The organism is Nocardia aegles, from assembly GCF_052545135.1.
Map to the genome: position 1 here is coordinate 1,053,320 of NZ_JBQWRI010000001.1, position 14,039 is coordinate 1,067,358.

Annotated in this window: 14 protein-coding genes; 5 read left to right on the forward strand and 9 right to left on the reverse strand. The window is 68.1% G+C overall.

What is annotated here, in order from left to right; genetic code table 11:
* Positions 1-235: 235 nt before the first annotated feature.
* Positions 236-1,132: a Sco1979 family transcriptional regulator gene (locus ACT89H_RS05120; RefSeq protein WP_445107280.1), complete on the forward strand. Its 897-nt coding sequence runs from the start codon at positions 236-238 to the stop codon at positions 1,130-1,132.
* Between the two features lie 635 nt (positions 1,133-1,767).
* Here the strand turns inward: ACT89H_RS05120 and ACT89H_RS05125 are convergent.
* Positions 1,768-2,517, reverse strand: a complete 750-nt coding sequence (locus ACT89H_RS05125) for an LGFP repeat-containing protein (protein ID WP_445107281.1) — start codon at positions 2,515-2,517, stop codon at positions 1,768-1,770.
* Positions 2,518-2,958: 441 nt separating this feature from the next.
* On the opposite strand from ACT89H_RS05125, the gene curA reads away from it, so the two are divergent.
* Entirely contained in the window at positions 2,959-3,975 is a 1,017-nt protein-coding gene (gene curA / locus ACT89H_RS05130) for an NADPH-dependent curcumin/dihydrocurcumin reductase (protein ID WP_445107282.1), read from the forward strand.
* Here the strand turns inward: curA and ACT89H_RS05135 are convergent, their stop codons facing one another.
* A complete protein-coding gene (locus ACT89H_RS05135; protein WP_445107283.1) occupies positions 3,976-4,329 on the reverse strand; it encodes a hypothetical protein in 354 nt (117 codons plus the stop codon).
* A 74-nt stretch (positions 4,330-4,403) separates the two neighbouring features.
* The gene (locus ACT89H_RS05140; RefSeq protein WP_445107361.1) at positions 4,404-4,859 is read right to left on the reverse strand and encodes an SAM-dependent methyltransferase; all 456 of its coding nucleotides are present in this window, start codon (positions 4,857-4,859) and stop codon (positions 4,404-4,406) included.
* Positions 4,860-5,377: 518 nt separating this feature from the next.
* Between ACT89H_RS05140 and ACT89H_RS05145 the strand changes: the two genes are divergently transcribed.
* Positions 5,378-5,656, forward strand: a complete 279-nt coding sequence (locus ACT89H_RS05145) for a hypothetical protein (protein WP_445107362.1) — start codon at positions 5,378-5,380, stop codon at positions 5,654-5,656.
* A 254-nt stretch (positions 5,657-5,910) separates the two neighbouring features.
* Here ACT89H_RS05145 and ACT89H_RS05150 read toward each other — a convergent pair whose 3' ends face one another.
* The 5 genes from ACT89H_RS05150 to ACT89H_RS05170 form a co-directional block, all read right to left on the reverse strand.
* A complete protein-coding gene (locus ACT89H_RS05150) occupies positions 5,911-6,153 on the reverse strand; it encodes a hypothetical protein (protein WP_445107284.1) in 243 nt (80 codons plus the stop codon).
* Positions 6,154-6,331: 178 nt separating this feature from the next.
* Positions 6,332-7,357, reverse strand: coding sequence for a DUF5996 family protein (locus tag ACT89H_RS05155; protein ID WP_445107285.1), 1,026 nt, complete (start codon positions 7,355-7,357; stop codon positions 6,332-6,334).
* 202 nt (positions 7,358-7,559) lie between these two features.
* Positions 7,560-8,207, reverse strand: a complete 648-nt coding sequence (lipB, locus tag ACT89H_RS05160) for a lipoyl(octanoyl) transferase LipB (RefSeq protein ID WP_445107286.1) — start codon at positions 8,205-8,207, stop codon at positions 7,560-7,562.
* Positions 8,208-8,321: 114 nt separating this feature from the next.
* Positions 8,322-8,771, reverse strand: a complete 450-nt coding sequence (locus tag ACT89H_RS05165) for a hypothetical protein (protein WP_445107287.1) — start codon at positions 8,769-8,771, stop codon at positions 8,322-8,324.
* 377 nt (positions 8,772-9,148) lie between these two features.
* The gene (locus ACT89H_RS05170; protein WP_445107288.1) at positions 9,149-10,438 is read right to left on the reverse strand and encodes a PucR family transcriptional regulator; all 1,290 of its coding nucleotides are present in this window, start codon (positions 10,436-10,438) and stop codon (positions 9,149-9,151) included.
* A 166-nt stretch (positions 10,439-10,604) separates the two neighbouring features.
* Between ACT89H_RS05170 and ACT89H_RS05175 the strand changes: the two genes are divergently transcribed.
* A complete protein-coding gene (locus ACT89H_RS05175) occupies positions 10,605-11,528 on the forward strand; it encodes a class I adenylate-forming enzyme family protein (protein WP_445107289.1) in 924 nt (307 codons plus the stop codon).
* 56 nt (positions 11,529-11,584) lie between these two features.
* On the opposite strand, the gene ACT89H_RS05180 is transcribed toward ACT89H_RS05175, so the two are convergent.
* Positions 11,585-12,532 carry an alpha/beta hydrolase gene (locus ACT89H_RS05180; protein WP_445107290.1) on the reverse strand — a complete coding sequence of 316 codons (948 nt, stop codon included), beginning with the start codon at positions 12,530-12,532 and terminating at the stop codon, positions 11,585-11,587.
* A gap of 626 nt (positions 12,533-13,158) precedes the next feature.
* On the opposite strand from ACT89H_RS05180, the gene ACT89H_RS05185 reads away from it, so the two are divergent.
* Positions 13,159-13,782, forward strand: a complete 624-nt coding sequence (locus tag ACT89H_RS05185; protein ID WP_445107291.1) for an NAD-dependent epimerase/dehydratase family protein — start codon at positions 13,159-13,161, stop codon at positions 13,780-13,782.
* Positions 13,783-14,039: the final 257 nt, after the last annotated feature.

The window sequence follows — 14,039 nt, forward strand, 5'->3', positions numbered from 1 at the left end:
GGCCACCGTCGGGGGCGACTTTACGCACAGCTGTCCCGGCTCGCCTGGGAATCCGGTCAGGATATAGCGTTGGCGCTCTTGTCGATCCGAACGTGCGCAGCCGATTCGCGGCACGCGCTCGCGTCTGGGCCGGTGTCCGGGCCCGGCCGAGTAGGATCGTCGCCGATGTTCCGACAGCTGTGCCGGTGGAGGCACTACGCCGCGCGGTCTGACCCCCGATCGGCCGGAGGCATGCATGACCAATGACGAAGACAGTGGTGACAGCGCCGAATTACCTGCCGCAGAACGTGGTCCGACGGTTCTGCGGATCGCGCTCGGCAGCCGGCTGCGTCAGCTGCGCGAGGGCTGCGGAATCAGCAGAGAGGCGGCGGGCGACGCGATCCGCGGATCGCACGCCAAGATCAGTCGGCTGGAGCTGGGCCGGACCGGGTTCAAGGAACGCGATCTGCACGACCTGCTGAGCCTCTACGGAGTTGTCGACCCCGCTGAACGCGAAACGTACTTCGAACTGGCTCGGCGGGCCAACGACCCGGGGTGGTGGCAGCACTACAGCGATCTGCTCCCGGCGTGGTTCGAGACCTACATCGGCCTCGAACAGGCCGCGACCACGATCCGGACCTACGAGGCGCAGTTCGTCCCCGGGCTGCTGCAGACCGCCGATTACGCGCGCGCGGTGATCCAGCTGGGCAACACCGACGAGACCGAACGCCGCGTCGCCATCCGCATGCGCCGCCAGCAGATCCTCTACCGGGCCCCGGCTCCCACGCTGTGGGCGGTCATCGACGAGAACGCGCTACGCAGACCCGTCGGCGGAGTGGAGGTGCTGCGCGAGCAGATCGAGCATCTGGTCACAATGGCCGACCGTCCCAGCATCCGGCTCCAAGTGCTCCCGTACGCGGCGGGTGGGCACTCCGCCGCCGGCGGCCCCTTCAGTATCCTTCGGTTCCCCGAGCCCGAGCTGGCCGACATCGTCTACACCGAGCAGCTCACCAGCTCCCTGTATTTGGACAAGCAGCGCGATGTCGAGCTGTACATGTCGGTGATGAACCGGATCAGCGTGGAGGCGTTGTCCCCGGGCGCGAGTGTGCGATTTCTGCGCGAGCTGCTCACCGAGATGCACTCGGGCGAATAATCTCGATCGCGGAGCGCCCTATCCGTGCTCGGCGTGTGTGCGGTCGCTCCGCGCGGCACGTTTGCCGAGGGGATGATTCGCGACCGAGGAACCGCCGCGGCGCACTGTCGGTGGCGAGTTGGGGCGGTATGTTCGCAACCGGTCGGTCGGCTGGATTCGCGCGCCGTGCTGCGGGAAGTGGAGCTTCCGAATCGAATCCTCGTCCTGCGGTATGAAATCCCTTGTCCCCAGCGGTAACTCGGCAAAACGCCCGCCAGAGATCGGTAACATTTCGATATCGAGACGAGGTTACCGATACTCGTTCGTTATCTTATCGCAATGCTTTCACCTCCATTTTCGAGGCTTTCGTAGCCGGTTGCGCGTATGCACATGCACGGGCGCGTGTACGTACCGATGGACGATCACCGATGCGACGTGGCCGCTGTGATGTGGCAGTATCCCTGTCGAGGTCGGGGTCTGAGGATCGACTCGGGCACTGGCTGGTTCGGCCGCGGCGGCCCCGACGCGAGTTGGGGCCGCCGGCGGAGCCCGTCGCGAACCGCTCCGAATGTCCGGAGTGCCGGGAGTTCACGGTGCCGGCGTGCTCCCAGCGGGCCGATCGGCTGATGTGCGCCGCGCGTCCCAGAGCGATCGGCTCAGGGCGCCCATGTGAGGCGGCCGCCCTCGAAGTCCTGGGCTTTCCCGTTCTCGAAGTCGTACTCGTCGCTGGTGGGGTAGCCGTATCGCCCGGCGTCGCCGCCCGCGGCCTCCCAGCTCTCGCGGATGGACCCCCAGACGACATGGGCGCCGGTGCGCGGGGCGTAATAGATGGCGCCGCCGCCGAACAGGTTGTAGCGGCCGTTGCCCGCGCGGGCAGGAGATTCGTCGGTGATGGGGAACCCGAGCGGGCTGCTCTCCCAGCCGTAGGAACCCCACTTGTCGCGGATCACACCGCCGATCTGATGCGCTGCGGTGCCGAGCGACCAATAGATCGAACCGTTCTGGAAGACGTTGTAGCTGCCCGGTTTCGATGGTGTCGCCGCTTCCCGCGTCACGGGGTAGCCGAGCGCTCCGCCCTCGTAACCGAGATTGCCCCATTTCTCGCGGATGGCGCCACCGACCTGATGTGCGCCGGTGTCGGGGTGAAAATAGATGGACGAGCCACGCTCGAACGCTTGGTAGCGGCCGCCGCGGGCAGCGGAGTCCTCGGGTGTGACGGGGTCGCCGAAGAACGCAGGCCCACCGGCCTGGTCGTACTCGACTTCGATCGCCCCGCCGACGTCGTAGGGGCCGATCGGGCGCGCCGTCGCATCGGGTGCGATGCCGGCGAGCAGGATGCCGAGCGCGGCGACGATGGCGAGCGCGCCGCGGGTGCGCGAGCGGTTCGGGCGACGGTGCCGTGCCAAAGTGAACTCCTGTGCATCTCGGGTGGGTGCGGGATGGAGCTGAAGCTGTGGTCGGCGTGCGAAGATCAAAGTACCTCGCCGCGTCGCGATGTGGAGCAATACGAGGTACTCGAACGGTCTGGTGTCGCGGTGCGGTGGTCCGCGGCCGTATTCCTCCGCGAGTAAGGACAATTCGGCCAGGTGGGCGCCGATCGGTGCGGCTCGGAACTCGCCGCTGCGCCGACCGCCAGATCGCGGACCGGCTGACCGGAGTCGGTGAGCAGCGGCGCGGACATCGCCGACGCGGCGGCGTTCTTCCTCCGGCGACGGGCGCTGGATTCCCGGCCGGACCCTGGGAATGAATGAAGGGCGGCCTGTTCTCGGTTCGGAATCGCGGTGGTGATCGCCGGACACGATCCGGCATGGTCGGACTACGTCCGACCGCACCATTAAGGTGGGCGCATGGTCGAGTCGACGCGAATCGTGCTTGCTTCCCGGCCGGTGGGTGCGCCCACCACGGAGAATTTCCGGACCGAGACCGCGCAACTCCCCGCCCCGGCCGAAGGCGAAGTTCTGCTGCGCACCCTGTACCTGTCGCTCGATCCGTACATGCGCGGCCGGATGAGTTCGGCGAAGTCCTACGCCGACCCGGTCGAGGTCGGCGCGGTCATGGTCGGCGGGACCGTGGCCGAAGTGCTCGAATCCCGCGACCCTTCGTTGGCCGAAGGCGATCTGGTACTGGCCTATTCGGGGTGGCAGTCCCACGACGTCGCCTCGGCGCGCGGGCTGCGCAAGCTCGACCCGGGCAAGGCTCCGATCTCGACCGCCCTCGGCGTGCTCGGCATGCCGGGCTTCACGGCCTACGCGGGGCTGCGCAAGATCGGCAAACCTCGGCCCGGCGAGACCCTCGTGGTCGCCGCGGCCACCGGACCGGTGGGCTCGGCGGTCGGCCAGATCGCCAAGATCGGCGGCACCCGCGTGGTGGGCATCGCGGGCGGTCCGCGAAAGGTCGCCTATCTGAACGAACTCGGCTTCGACGCCGCGCTCGACCACCGTGCCCCCGATTTCGCCGAGCAGCTGGCGGCCGCGGTTCCCGACGGCATCGATGTCTATTTCGAGAACGTCGGCGGCGCGGTGGCGGACGCGGTGTATCCGCTGTTGAACACCTACGCGCGCGTGCCCGTCTGCGGGCTGATCGCCAACTACAACGCCACCGGCGCCCCGGAGGGTCCGGACCGGCTGCCCGCCTACTACGGCCGGATTCTGACCAAAAGCCTCACGGTGCGCGGATTCATCCAGAGCGAATTCGTCCGCGAGCTGTACGCGGACTTCCTGCGCGAGATGGGCGAGTGGGTCGCCGACGGCCGCGTGCGGTACCTCGAGGACGTCGTCTCCGGCTTGGCCGCCGCCCCGGAAGCGTTCATCGGCATGCTGGAGGGACGCAACTTCGGCAAGGTGGTCGTCCGGGTCGCCGGCTGATCAGCTCGCGACCGCGCCGCCGCCGATGCCGAGGTAGACCACCATCAGCACGAACAGGAACCAGCCCGCCCCCTGCCAGATGGGCCAGGTCCGGCCGCGCCGCCACTGCAGGTAGGTTTCGACGAAGGCGCCGATGCCGCCGATCAGCAGGACCACCGCCGGCCCGAGTACCACGGCGACCTGCGCGGCGGTGTCACACAGCAGCTTGTCCGCGTCCGGGCACTCGCGCTGCGCGGCCCACAGCACGGCCAGCAGGAAGACCAGCGCGGCCGCGGCGAGTACCGAAGTGACGTAGGTCGCGGCACGCCGGAACCCGCGCGGATCGCGCCAGCGTTTCTCGACGTCGTCGACCATGTCCACCACCTCGCCGTCCGTGGCCGCCGGTATCTCCGACGTGAGTTGCCGAACGGCGGCGGCTCAAACGCCGCTCAGGGTTTGCGCCCGACGCCGGCCAAGTACCAGGCCGACCGCGCCGCGGCCGAGGTGACGTCCGGGTCCGGACGCCAGGCTTCCACCGGCACGACACCCGGCTCGACGAGTTCCGTTCCGGCGAAGAAGGATTCGGTCTCCGCGTGGCTGCGGGGCTGGAAGGCGATACCGGCCTGCTCGGCCGCGGCCGCCGCGCGTGCCATGGGTCGCGGGCCGAAATCGCCGGTGAAGTGGGTGAGCACCAGGTAGCTACCGGACGGGGCGGCGTCCAGCAGTCGGCCGACGACGTCGTACGGATCGTCGCTGTCGCGGAAGAACATCATCACCGCGACCAACAAGATCGCGATGGGCCGATCCGGATCGAAGGTATCGCCCAGGGCCGGAGCGTCCAGGATTGTGCCGGGATCGCGCAGGTCGGCGTCGAGGAAGTGCTCGTGTCGAGTCCGGTCGACGATCCGGCGCGCACTCGCGCGTGACCGTCCGGCATGAAGACTCCTTCCCGGGCGCCGCCGGACCGGGGCGGCGCCGCACCGCTGTCGCCTCGAAGGCGACCTGGCGCTTACGAATTACGCATCGACAATAGGGCGGCGGGTCCGCGGCAACCGGCAATTCGGCCGATTGGTCCGTTTCTCGAGAGAGTCGGTGGGCGGCGGCGAACCTGGTCGAGATGTCCTGCGCGGTGACCCGCGCGAGTTCGGTGAAGAACGCCGACACGTTCGGGAACCATCAGCGTCGAATGCGCACAACGGTGTGTCGCGGGGAATACGCCTTTGCCATGCGGTCTAATCGATCTTGTCACGCGTTTTCCGGCCACGATCCGGAAAGCGGGATACGATCGCGACACGGACCGCCGGATAGGCGGCCGTGAGCGTCGCGGTGCCCGTGGCGCGCCGAACTTCCGGTAGCGCAGCTCTTTCTCTCGAATTGTCTTCAGCATCACTTCGGCATGCGAAAAAGGAGCAGGAACGTGAGCATGATTCTCGCCGCGCTGCACGACACCGTGATCGCGCAATTCGAAAATCCGACCGCAGAAGAGCCGCCGCTGGCGGACAAACTGATGCAGATGGGCCGCTACTTCACCTGGTTGGTGCAACTGTCCGGCATCACGGCGATCACCTACGGCGGAGGCAGGTTCGCGTGGGAGAAGTGGAACGGCGGCAGCCTGGAGTCGCCGAAGATGGTGGCCAGCGCGATGGCCGGCGGCGCGGTGGCGACGAGCGCGGGCACGATCATGAACGCGATCATCGGCTGACCCGAACCGCGCGGCCGCCAGGTCGCGCGCCTGCACCTGTTCGTCTACCTGATCGCGCTCGGCAAGCGTAAGCGCCTGTGGGGCGAGGGTGTCGACGCGACAAAGCTCGCGCTCACCGAGCATGAGGTCTGACGCCAACGGCGTGGTCCACATCGCCTACGGCCCGGCCGAGGGTTGATGTCACGCGGACGGGCGGCCCGTCCGGGCCGCCCGGGTGCTCCGCTCGCCGCCGACCGGGCGAGTCGATCCGGTGGTCAGCGCCCTCCGGTGCAGTAACCCTCGGGGGTGTACTGACACGGGCGCTCGTTGCGTCCTTGGTAGCCGCCGTGGTTGCCGCTCAGAGCGCGCTCTCCCACGCCGGAACCGCGCCGGTCGGAGGGGTTGTGCGAGTACCGGTCCGCGGTGGTGGCGACCGTGGGTTCGGGCGAGGCGACTGCCGCCGCCATGACGACCGCCCCGCCGATCACCGCCGCGGCCACCATTCGACACACTGTCACGCGCTTCCTCGTGTTGTGCATGTGCATTCATCCCGTCAGTTAACGTGCCGTCAAATAACGATACATTGATTGGTGGACCATATCTGGTGGCAATCCCCAAGTCTGGGAGATTTGGGATGTGAAACACCCTGTATCCAGATCGCCCTGGTTCGACTGTGGGGGGGTGTTCAGTGGAAGATCACTCGACCGGCGGCCGTGGCAGGTCCGTTTCGCGCGCTCGCCGCTTGTGCTTCCAGCGGTCCGGATCGGCCTCCAGGGCGGCGCGGTCCCAGTGGCCGAGGTCGGCGGCGGCCTCGTAGGTGGTCTCGAGGAATTCGAGCAGCATGCGTTCCGGGGCCCGGGCGGCGCGAACGGCCTCGTACGGCAGGAGGAACTGGCCGTTCTCCCGGCTGTAGCGGGCTTCTCGCGGGCCGACGGAGTGATCGGCGAATCCCGGGGGTTCAGGGTACGCGTAGGCGTAGAAGGCGCCTTCCGACCCGCCGCCCGGCCAGAAGCCGCAACTACTCAGTTCGTGCGAGTAGCCCTCGACCATGACCCAGTCGCCACAGTTGGGCGCGCCACCCGGGTGTCGCGGAGCCGCGCGACCGGAGAACCGGGTGCACGCCAAGTCCATTGCGCCCCAGAAGAAGTGCACCGGGCTCACTTTCCCGATGAAGCGCGCGCGGAATTCGTGCATCACCCGGTCGGCGGCGAGCAGTTGTCGCCAGAACAAAGTCGCGGCACCGGCGTCGTAGGAGCGATGCTCGTAGTCCTCGGCGAACGGGATGGCGGGCTCCACCTCGTTGGGCCTGGCCTGAATTCGCACCGGAATCCCGAGTTCATCGAAAGCGGCGACGGTTTCGTCGTAGAAGGCCGCCACCGGTTTGGGTTCCAGCGTGACCTGCCGGGTCCGGCCGTCGCTGGACCTGATGTGCAGCCGATGATCGAGGAAGTCGAATTCGACGTCGAAGGATCCCGCCGGGTGCGCGATGGCGGAGGTGGTCAGTCCCCTCGGGCTGACGTAGAAGGTGACCTGCCACCAGTGATTGACCAGCGGAGCATGCGAGAGTCTGATCTTGCCGATGATCTGCGTCCACATGTGCAGCGTCTCCCGCGTGGGGGTCCAGTCATCGACGCGCAACGCCGGCCACGTCCCGGGCGTGGCTTGTGTGCCTGTCACTGCCGCACCTCCGTTGTCTCGGGATTCCCGGTGCCAGTGCCGCATGCGGACGCCTGCGATTGCTCGGCGCAACGCTGTTCCTCCGCACCGTACCTGGCACACCGGCGTCCGATGGCCAGAACTGTCCGACCGTTGGCAACCGTTTGGCAACACTACTGGCGGCCTCGGTGTGCGCCACCGAACTCGCTGTGGGCCGCGGACAAGCTCGCACCGGAACTACTGCGCCCCGATACCTGGGTCTGCGCGGCTACCCGGCTGCACCACTCGCTTCGAAAGCGGTGGCGACGATCGAGCGCACGTGCGCCATGGTGGCCGCGCCGGTTTCGCGGGTCACCGAGGTCATGTCGACATCGGGGAGCCCGCAGGCGACGGCCCAGCGCCACGGCTCGAGGTCGCCGTTCACATTGAGGGCGAAGCCGTGACTGGTGATCCCTCGGCTCTGGCGCATGCCGATGGAGACGATCTTGCGGCCGGTGCGGCGGGTCCACACTCCGGTGAGCAGTTCGGAGCCGGGCGGAGTGTCGCGGCGTTCGGCGGGAACGCCCACCCGGCCGAGTGCCTCGATCAGGCGGAGCTCGACCTCACGGATGTAGTCCACCACCCCTTCGCCGGAATCGAGCCGGACGATGAGATAGCCGACCAACTGGCCGGGCCCGTGATAGGTGAGCTGACCCCCTCGGGTGGTCTGCACGACCGGGATGTCGTGGGCCGGGTCCGGCAGGTGCTCCTGCGGCGTCTTCCGCCCTATGGTGTAGACCGGCGGATGGCTCAGCAACCACAAGGTGTCCGGCCGCGCGCCGCCGTGGCGTTCTTCGACCAGCTGTCCCATGCGCTCCATCGCCCTGTCGTAGTCGACGAGGTCGTCCTGGATCAGAGTCAACGGCCGGGCTCGCATGCTGCGACGATATCGCTCCCTGCCGCCCGGGCACGAGCGGCCGTTCCCCGAAGCGATCGACCCGTGGCCGGGTGCGATCGGGCTCGCCGCCGCCCGCGTCACGCCGCTGGGCGACTAGGACGTGGCGAGCCGACCGGTGCGCCGACGCACCGCAAGCGGCAATACCAGCAGGTACAGGCCGGAGAACAGCAGCAGGGCAAGCGGCAGCAGCGGCAGGTAGGAGACCCAGACGATCGGCTCCTCCTGTGCCAGGGCGACGAATGTGGCGATAACGGTAGCGACGAAGCCGATGCCCGACCAGCGATGCAACTGCCGGACCCGCGGTGCCGACGCGACCTGCCGCGGCGAGGAGTTCCCGGCCGCCCGGCCACGCAGCCGGGCGGCCCACGACAATCCGAATACGCCGAGACCGGAGAAGAGCAGCAAGGCGAGCGGGGGCAGCGGCACATAGGAGACCCACACGGGACCCTTCAACGCCAAGGCGACGACCGTGACGGCGATGGTCGCCGTGAAAACGACGGCCAGCCATCGGTGTGTCTGCCGAACCCGTCTGATCCAGTCCATGAGTCCTCCTCTGTATGCGATCGGCTCGCGTCCCAACGCTAACCGCGGCCCGCTGACCAGCGCTTCTCGATTCCTGATCGTTCGGCCTGGCGGCGCCGGGAACCCACCGCGGGGACCGGCACCATCTTGCGTGTCACAAAGCGGCGGGGCCCGGTGTCCAGGGGCCCCTGGTTGCCCGCGCCGCTGCTCATCGCGCCCGATGTGGCCGGTCAGCGGCCATCCGGCGCTGATCTCGCGGCGATATGGCGAGATCGACACCGTCGTGGCGCTGCGCGTCGACGACGGACTCGTCACCGGACGCTACGCCGTGCGCGGTCCCGAGAAGCTGTCCCGTATGCGGCGCAACACCGCGCTTCGCCGCCGAGTCGGGCAGCCGGTCACGTCGTATCGGGTCGCAGTATCGCCGGACCGTACCAGTGGCAGGCGAGCAGTGCGAGCTCGACGTCGAGCCGGTCTTCGGCGATAGGCCTGCCGCGTCGCGAAACTGCCCGGCCCACCCGGTATTTCACCGAGTTGGAGTGGAGGTCGAGCTGTGCGGAGGCTGCTTTGTAGCTCGATCCGGTGCGGAGGAAGACCTGGAGCGTGTCGCGCAGCCGCGCGTCGTTGTCGGTGTCGGAGGCCAGATCGCCCAGCACGTCGCCGACCCACTCCCGGACTTCCGCGATGCTGCCACCGAGCAGGGCCGCCACCGATATTCCGGGGTCATCGGCCGCGACCACGTGGTGTTCGGTGTCCGTCTGCGCCAGCGCGACCGTACGCGCGTCCTGGGCCAGGCGATGAGAGCGGCGGAACCCGGTCAGTCCGGGGGCCATCGTGCCGATCGCCACGCACGGGGCGTCGTGTTGCGAGGTCGCGAAACCACGGACGTCGGCGATGGCATCGGGTCGCGCCGAACGGTAGGGCAGCCACGCCCAGCCGCTCAGCTGATCGTCGGCGACGAACAGGGGGCCGCCGGAGGTTTCGGTGGTCTCGGCCGATTCCCGGACGAACCGTTGCAGCTCGCCGAGTTCGTCACCGCGGTCCCCTGTGTCGGGATACCACACGATGAGCGCCAGGTGATGCCAGCGCAGCGGGTAGCCGATCTGCTCGGTGGCGCTGTCGACGTCGACAAACTTCTTTCCCGTCAGCAGCTCGCGCACACAGAGCGCGCGCACACTGTTGCGGGTGTCCAACCACTGCTCGCGCTCTCCTTCATAGACCACGACGACCTGTTGGATCACCTGGTCGAGGTAGGTGAACAGTCGGGTGGTGATCGCCCGGCCGACGACGAATCGATCGACCGGCGCGATATCGGCGGCGGAGTGTAATTCGGCGAATACCAGTTCGGTAGCCCGCCGCTGTCCGACGTGATAGGCGCGCACCAGGGCATGGAGCGGGACGCCGTGCTGGGCCAGACGCCTGGTGTACTCGGTCGCGGCAGACGGGAGGTGGGTGCGTTCGGCGGGGATGTCGTGTTGCAGCGCGTGCAACATGGTGTCGACATTGCCCTGCACGCTGGCCCGCAGCAGTTCGACGGTGTGGACGTCCGCGCGCAGCTCGGGTACCTCTTCCTCGAGCGAGCTATGGATGCTCGCGCTGATATCCGTCACCCGCTCGCTCATGCGGGCGGCGATCGTCGCGATACAACGGTCGACCTCTACTTCACCGTTGCGACGAAAGCTCGTCACCAACCGATCGTATTCCCCTGGCCGTGAGCACGGTGGGCTTGCGCCGGTCGATATTGTCTTCCGGCGACAAGGCGGGCGACGAATTTCATCGTTGCACGACGGTGGCGATCCGAGCTGGGCTTTCTACCGTGGTAATCAGCACCCACGCCGCTGCCGAGGACATCGCATGACGCTTTCCACCCTTCCGGACCGTCGCGCCGTCGCGGCCCCCCACGCACCGGCCATTGCCGACGACGGCGCCGCACTGAACAACTGCGAATTCCTGGTCGCCGTCCAGCGTGCGGCGGCCTGCCTGCGCGCCGGGGGCGTCACGACCGGTGACGTCGTCGCGATCATGCTGCCCGGCGCCGTCGAGCTGGTGGTGTCGCTGTTCGCGACCTGGCGGCTGGGTGCCACGGCGGCCGTGCTGGACCCGATGGAATCCGACGCGCAGACGGGCCACCGGATAGCCGACGCCGATCCCAAGGTCCTCATCGTCACCGAGCGCCCGGCGGGAATCTCTCGGTCGATCCGGGTGATCCCGCCCGGCGCGGCGCTCGGCGCGGGCGAACGCGACCTCACGCCGGCGGAACAGTCCGGCGGGGAGGCACTGGCGCTGATCACCTACGGCGGCGACCGGGCCATGCTCGACCACCGGCACCTCGGGGCCATGTGCGAGTTGGTGATCACGGTCTTCTCCCTCACCGATGCCGACCACAGCATGTCGACCCTGCCGATGCGGCAGATCTACGGCATCTTGCTGGGCGCTCTATCGCCGCTGGTCGCCGGAGGCCGCACCACCCTGGTGGGTCCCCTCGACCCGACGTCTTTCCTGGAACGGATCGAGCGAATCCGGCCCACTTACGCGTCGGCGTTGCCGAACCTGTACGCGGCGCTGTCGGATCTGCCCGGACGGACACCGCCGGACACCTCGTCGGTGCGTTTCGCCCTGTGCTGTTCGGCACCGGCCGGAATCGACCTGCGCACCAGATTCGAACACCGCTATGGGATACCCATCGTCAACGGATATGGGCTGAGACAGGTCATCGCGCGAGCACACGCGACCCGTTCACCGGCCTCCGAACCGATCAGCACATCCCGCACTGCCTGACATATCCCACAGATCGGCGATCCGCGCGGCCGATCACAACGCAGGTGTCGACGGCGTCAGTGCGCGCCGAGCGCGTCGAGGATCATCGGCCGCGCGGTCGCGAGCGCTTGCTGCCAGTAGGGCCAGGTGTGTGTTCCGTCGACGGTGTCGACGCGCGCGGTCATGCCGAGCTCGGTGAGGCGATCGCGGAACATCTGGGCGGCGATCGTCGTCATCGACTCCAGGCCCATCGCGTTGACCGTGTTCCCGACTCCGAACGGCACGTCGAGCGGGCCGGGCAGGCCATTGCCGGTCGAGACGTATATCGGCAGTCCGCGCAGCAGCTCCGCCTGCACGGTGGCATCGTTGCGGCTCCAGGCCGGATCGCCGACCGGCCCCCACATGTCGTCCACGTCGAAGTTGCCCTCGTCCCACATGGCGGCGCGCATCGCTTCGTTCCAGAGCGGGAACGTCGGGTGCAGGAACCCGGAGAAAGATCCGGCGAACTGGAACTGGTTGCGATGGTATGCGGCCAGTATCAGCGCGGCGTTGCCGCCCATGGAGGCTCCGACGATGGCGTTGTTGGTTCGCGAGACGCCGTATCGCTGCAAGTAGGCGGGCAACTCCTGGGTCAGGAAGGTTTCCCATTTGTACGTCGTCTCTTGACCGTTGGTGCTACTCGGCCGATACCAGTCGGTGTAGAAGCTCGAGTGTCCGCCGACCGGCAACACCAGGGTGACGTTGTCGTCCTCGAACTGGCTCAGGGCGTCGGTATCGGTCGTCCACTGACTGTGGTCGGCGGGCGCGCGCAGGCCGTCGAGCAAATACAGTGCCGCGCTGCCGCCGCGAGCGGCCCACTGGACCTGGACTTTGATCGGGCCCATGCTGGACGGCACGGAGAGTTCGCTGAAACCCCGCGCCGGTGCGCGCAGTATCGGTGCGTGGATCGGCGCGGCGGCGGCCGCAGCCGCACCGACGGACGATATGAGCACAGCCGTTGCCACGACAGCGCCGGTCTTCCTCATCCGACCGCGAATGCCCCGCTGCTTTCCGGACCGCGCACCTGCGCCCACCCGCATACCTCCTACCCGCGTCCTGTCGGTGACGAGAAACCGAATCTGCTGTCGCTCAGGCGAATTGCTTTCTGCACCGGCACCGGCACCCACGACCGAGGATTCATCCTACGTTGTGCCCGATCGGCTACCGGGCTTCGTCCCGGCCGGGCATGGGAAGTCCGGACCTGGAGCGGTGTGGGCAGCTCACCGACCTCGGTATGCCGCTGTGGCAGCTCGGACGATCGGAATCGTCCGAGCGGGAACGCTGGTGAGCGACTTGTTCAGATGGTAGCCCGGAGATTGCTATGCGGCGGACCTCCGGCGTGTTGACATGCGGCGTGTCGCGACCGGTCAGCGCCTACCGCAGGCCGGCGCCGATCGAGCCGAAGAACTCGGTGGTACTGGTTGCCGCGCCGGGTGCGTGGCGACTGCCGATCACTGGTCCGAGTGGGGAAAACCGGTCGCGCACGGCCGTTCCCGCCGCGGAACGCGCGTCGGCACTGCCGTGTTCGCCGCAGTGATCGAGCGGGCAACCGCCGAGGGTTACCCGAAGAGGCGAGATCAGGTTGCGCCGTTCGCGGCCGAGCTGAGGGGCCGTGAACACCCGGCGACGCAGGCACGGCACAATCGACACCGTGCGCATCTTCCTGGCCGGTGCGACCGGCGTGATCGGGGTCCGCTTGCTTCCGCTCTTGATCGAGGCGGGGCATGAGGTCGCGGGGATGACCCGGTCGGCGGGAAAGGCCGATTCGCTGCGGGCGCTGGGGGCCGAGCCGGTGGTGTGCGATGTGTACGACGCCGACGCCCTGACCGCCGCGGTGGTCGGGTTCGGGCCCGACCTGGTGATGCATCAGCTCACCGACCTGCCCGACGATGCGGCGTCGCTGCCGGAGCGGGCCGAGGCGAACGCACGCATCCGTACCGAGGGCACCCGCAACTTGATCGCCGCCGCGCGGGCGGCCGGTGCGAAACGCTTTCTCGCCCAGAGCATCGCGTGGGAACCGCCCGCGGGCCGGGGCGCGGTGATCCAGCAGCACGAGACTGCCGTGCTGGACTTCGACGGCGTGGTGGTGAAGTACGGCCAGTTCTACGGTCCGGGTACCTATTACGAGGCCGAGCTGCCCGCACACCCGCGCGTGCACGTCGACGACGCCGCGGAGCGGACCATTCCGCTGCTGGACGCCTCGAGCGGGGTGGTGATCGTCGCCGACGCCTCCTGACGGCGGTCAGGAGGCGCAGCGGCCGGTGCCGACCGGGCGGTCGCGGCGCCATCCGTGGTCGAGCCGGTCGATGACTTCCAGCAGGCTGGTGGCGAAGCCGACGTTGCTGCTGTTCCCGTCGGCACCGAACGCGGTGCCCAGCGCGCGGCCGTCGCGATCGACCAGCGGCCCACCCGAATTGCGGTGCTGGAACGAGCCGTCCCGAGGTGTAGATCTCGCGTTTCCCCGACAATCAGCGATCCGACGTGCGGCAACCA

Bases quoted from the DNA above. Each gene is read 5' to 3' on its own strand.
- lipB (WP_445107286.1), bottom strand. From the start codon at position 8,207: ATGCGAGCCCGGCCGTTGACTCTGATCCAGGACGACCTCGTCGACTAC.
- ACT89H_RS05180 (WP_445107290.1), bottom strand. From the start codon at position 12,532: ATGAGGAAGACCGGCGCTGTCGTGGCAACGGCTGTGCTCATATCGTCC.
- curA (WP_445107282.1), top strand. From the start codon at position 2,959: ATGGTCGAGTCGACGCGAATCGTGCTTGCTTCCCGGCCGGTGGGTGCG.
- ACT89H_RS05135 (WP_445107283.1), bottom strand. From the start codon at position 4,329: ATGGTCGACGACGTCGAGAAACGCTGGCGCGATCCGCGCGGGTTCCGG.
- ACT89H_RS05155 (WP_445107285.1), bottom strand. From the start codon at position 7,357: ATGCGGCACTGGCACCGGGAATCCCGAGACAACGGAGGTGCGGCAGTG.
- ACT89H_RS05165 (WP_445107287.1), bottom strand. From the start codon at position 8,771: ATGGACTGGATCAGACGGGTTCGGCAGACACACCGATGGCTGGCCGTC.
- ACT89H_RS05145 (WP_445107362.1), top strand. From the start codon at position 5,378: ATGATTCTCGCCGCGCTGCACGACACCGTGATCGCGCAATTCGAAAAT.
- ACT89H_RS05175 (WP_445107289.1), top strand. From the start codon at position 10,605: ATGACGCTTTCCACCCTTCCGGACCGTCGCGCCGTCGCGGCCCCCCAC.
- ACT89H_RS05120 (WP_445107280.1), top strand. From the start codon at position 236: ATGACCAATGACGAAGACAGTGGTGACAGCGCCGAATTACCTGCCGCA.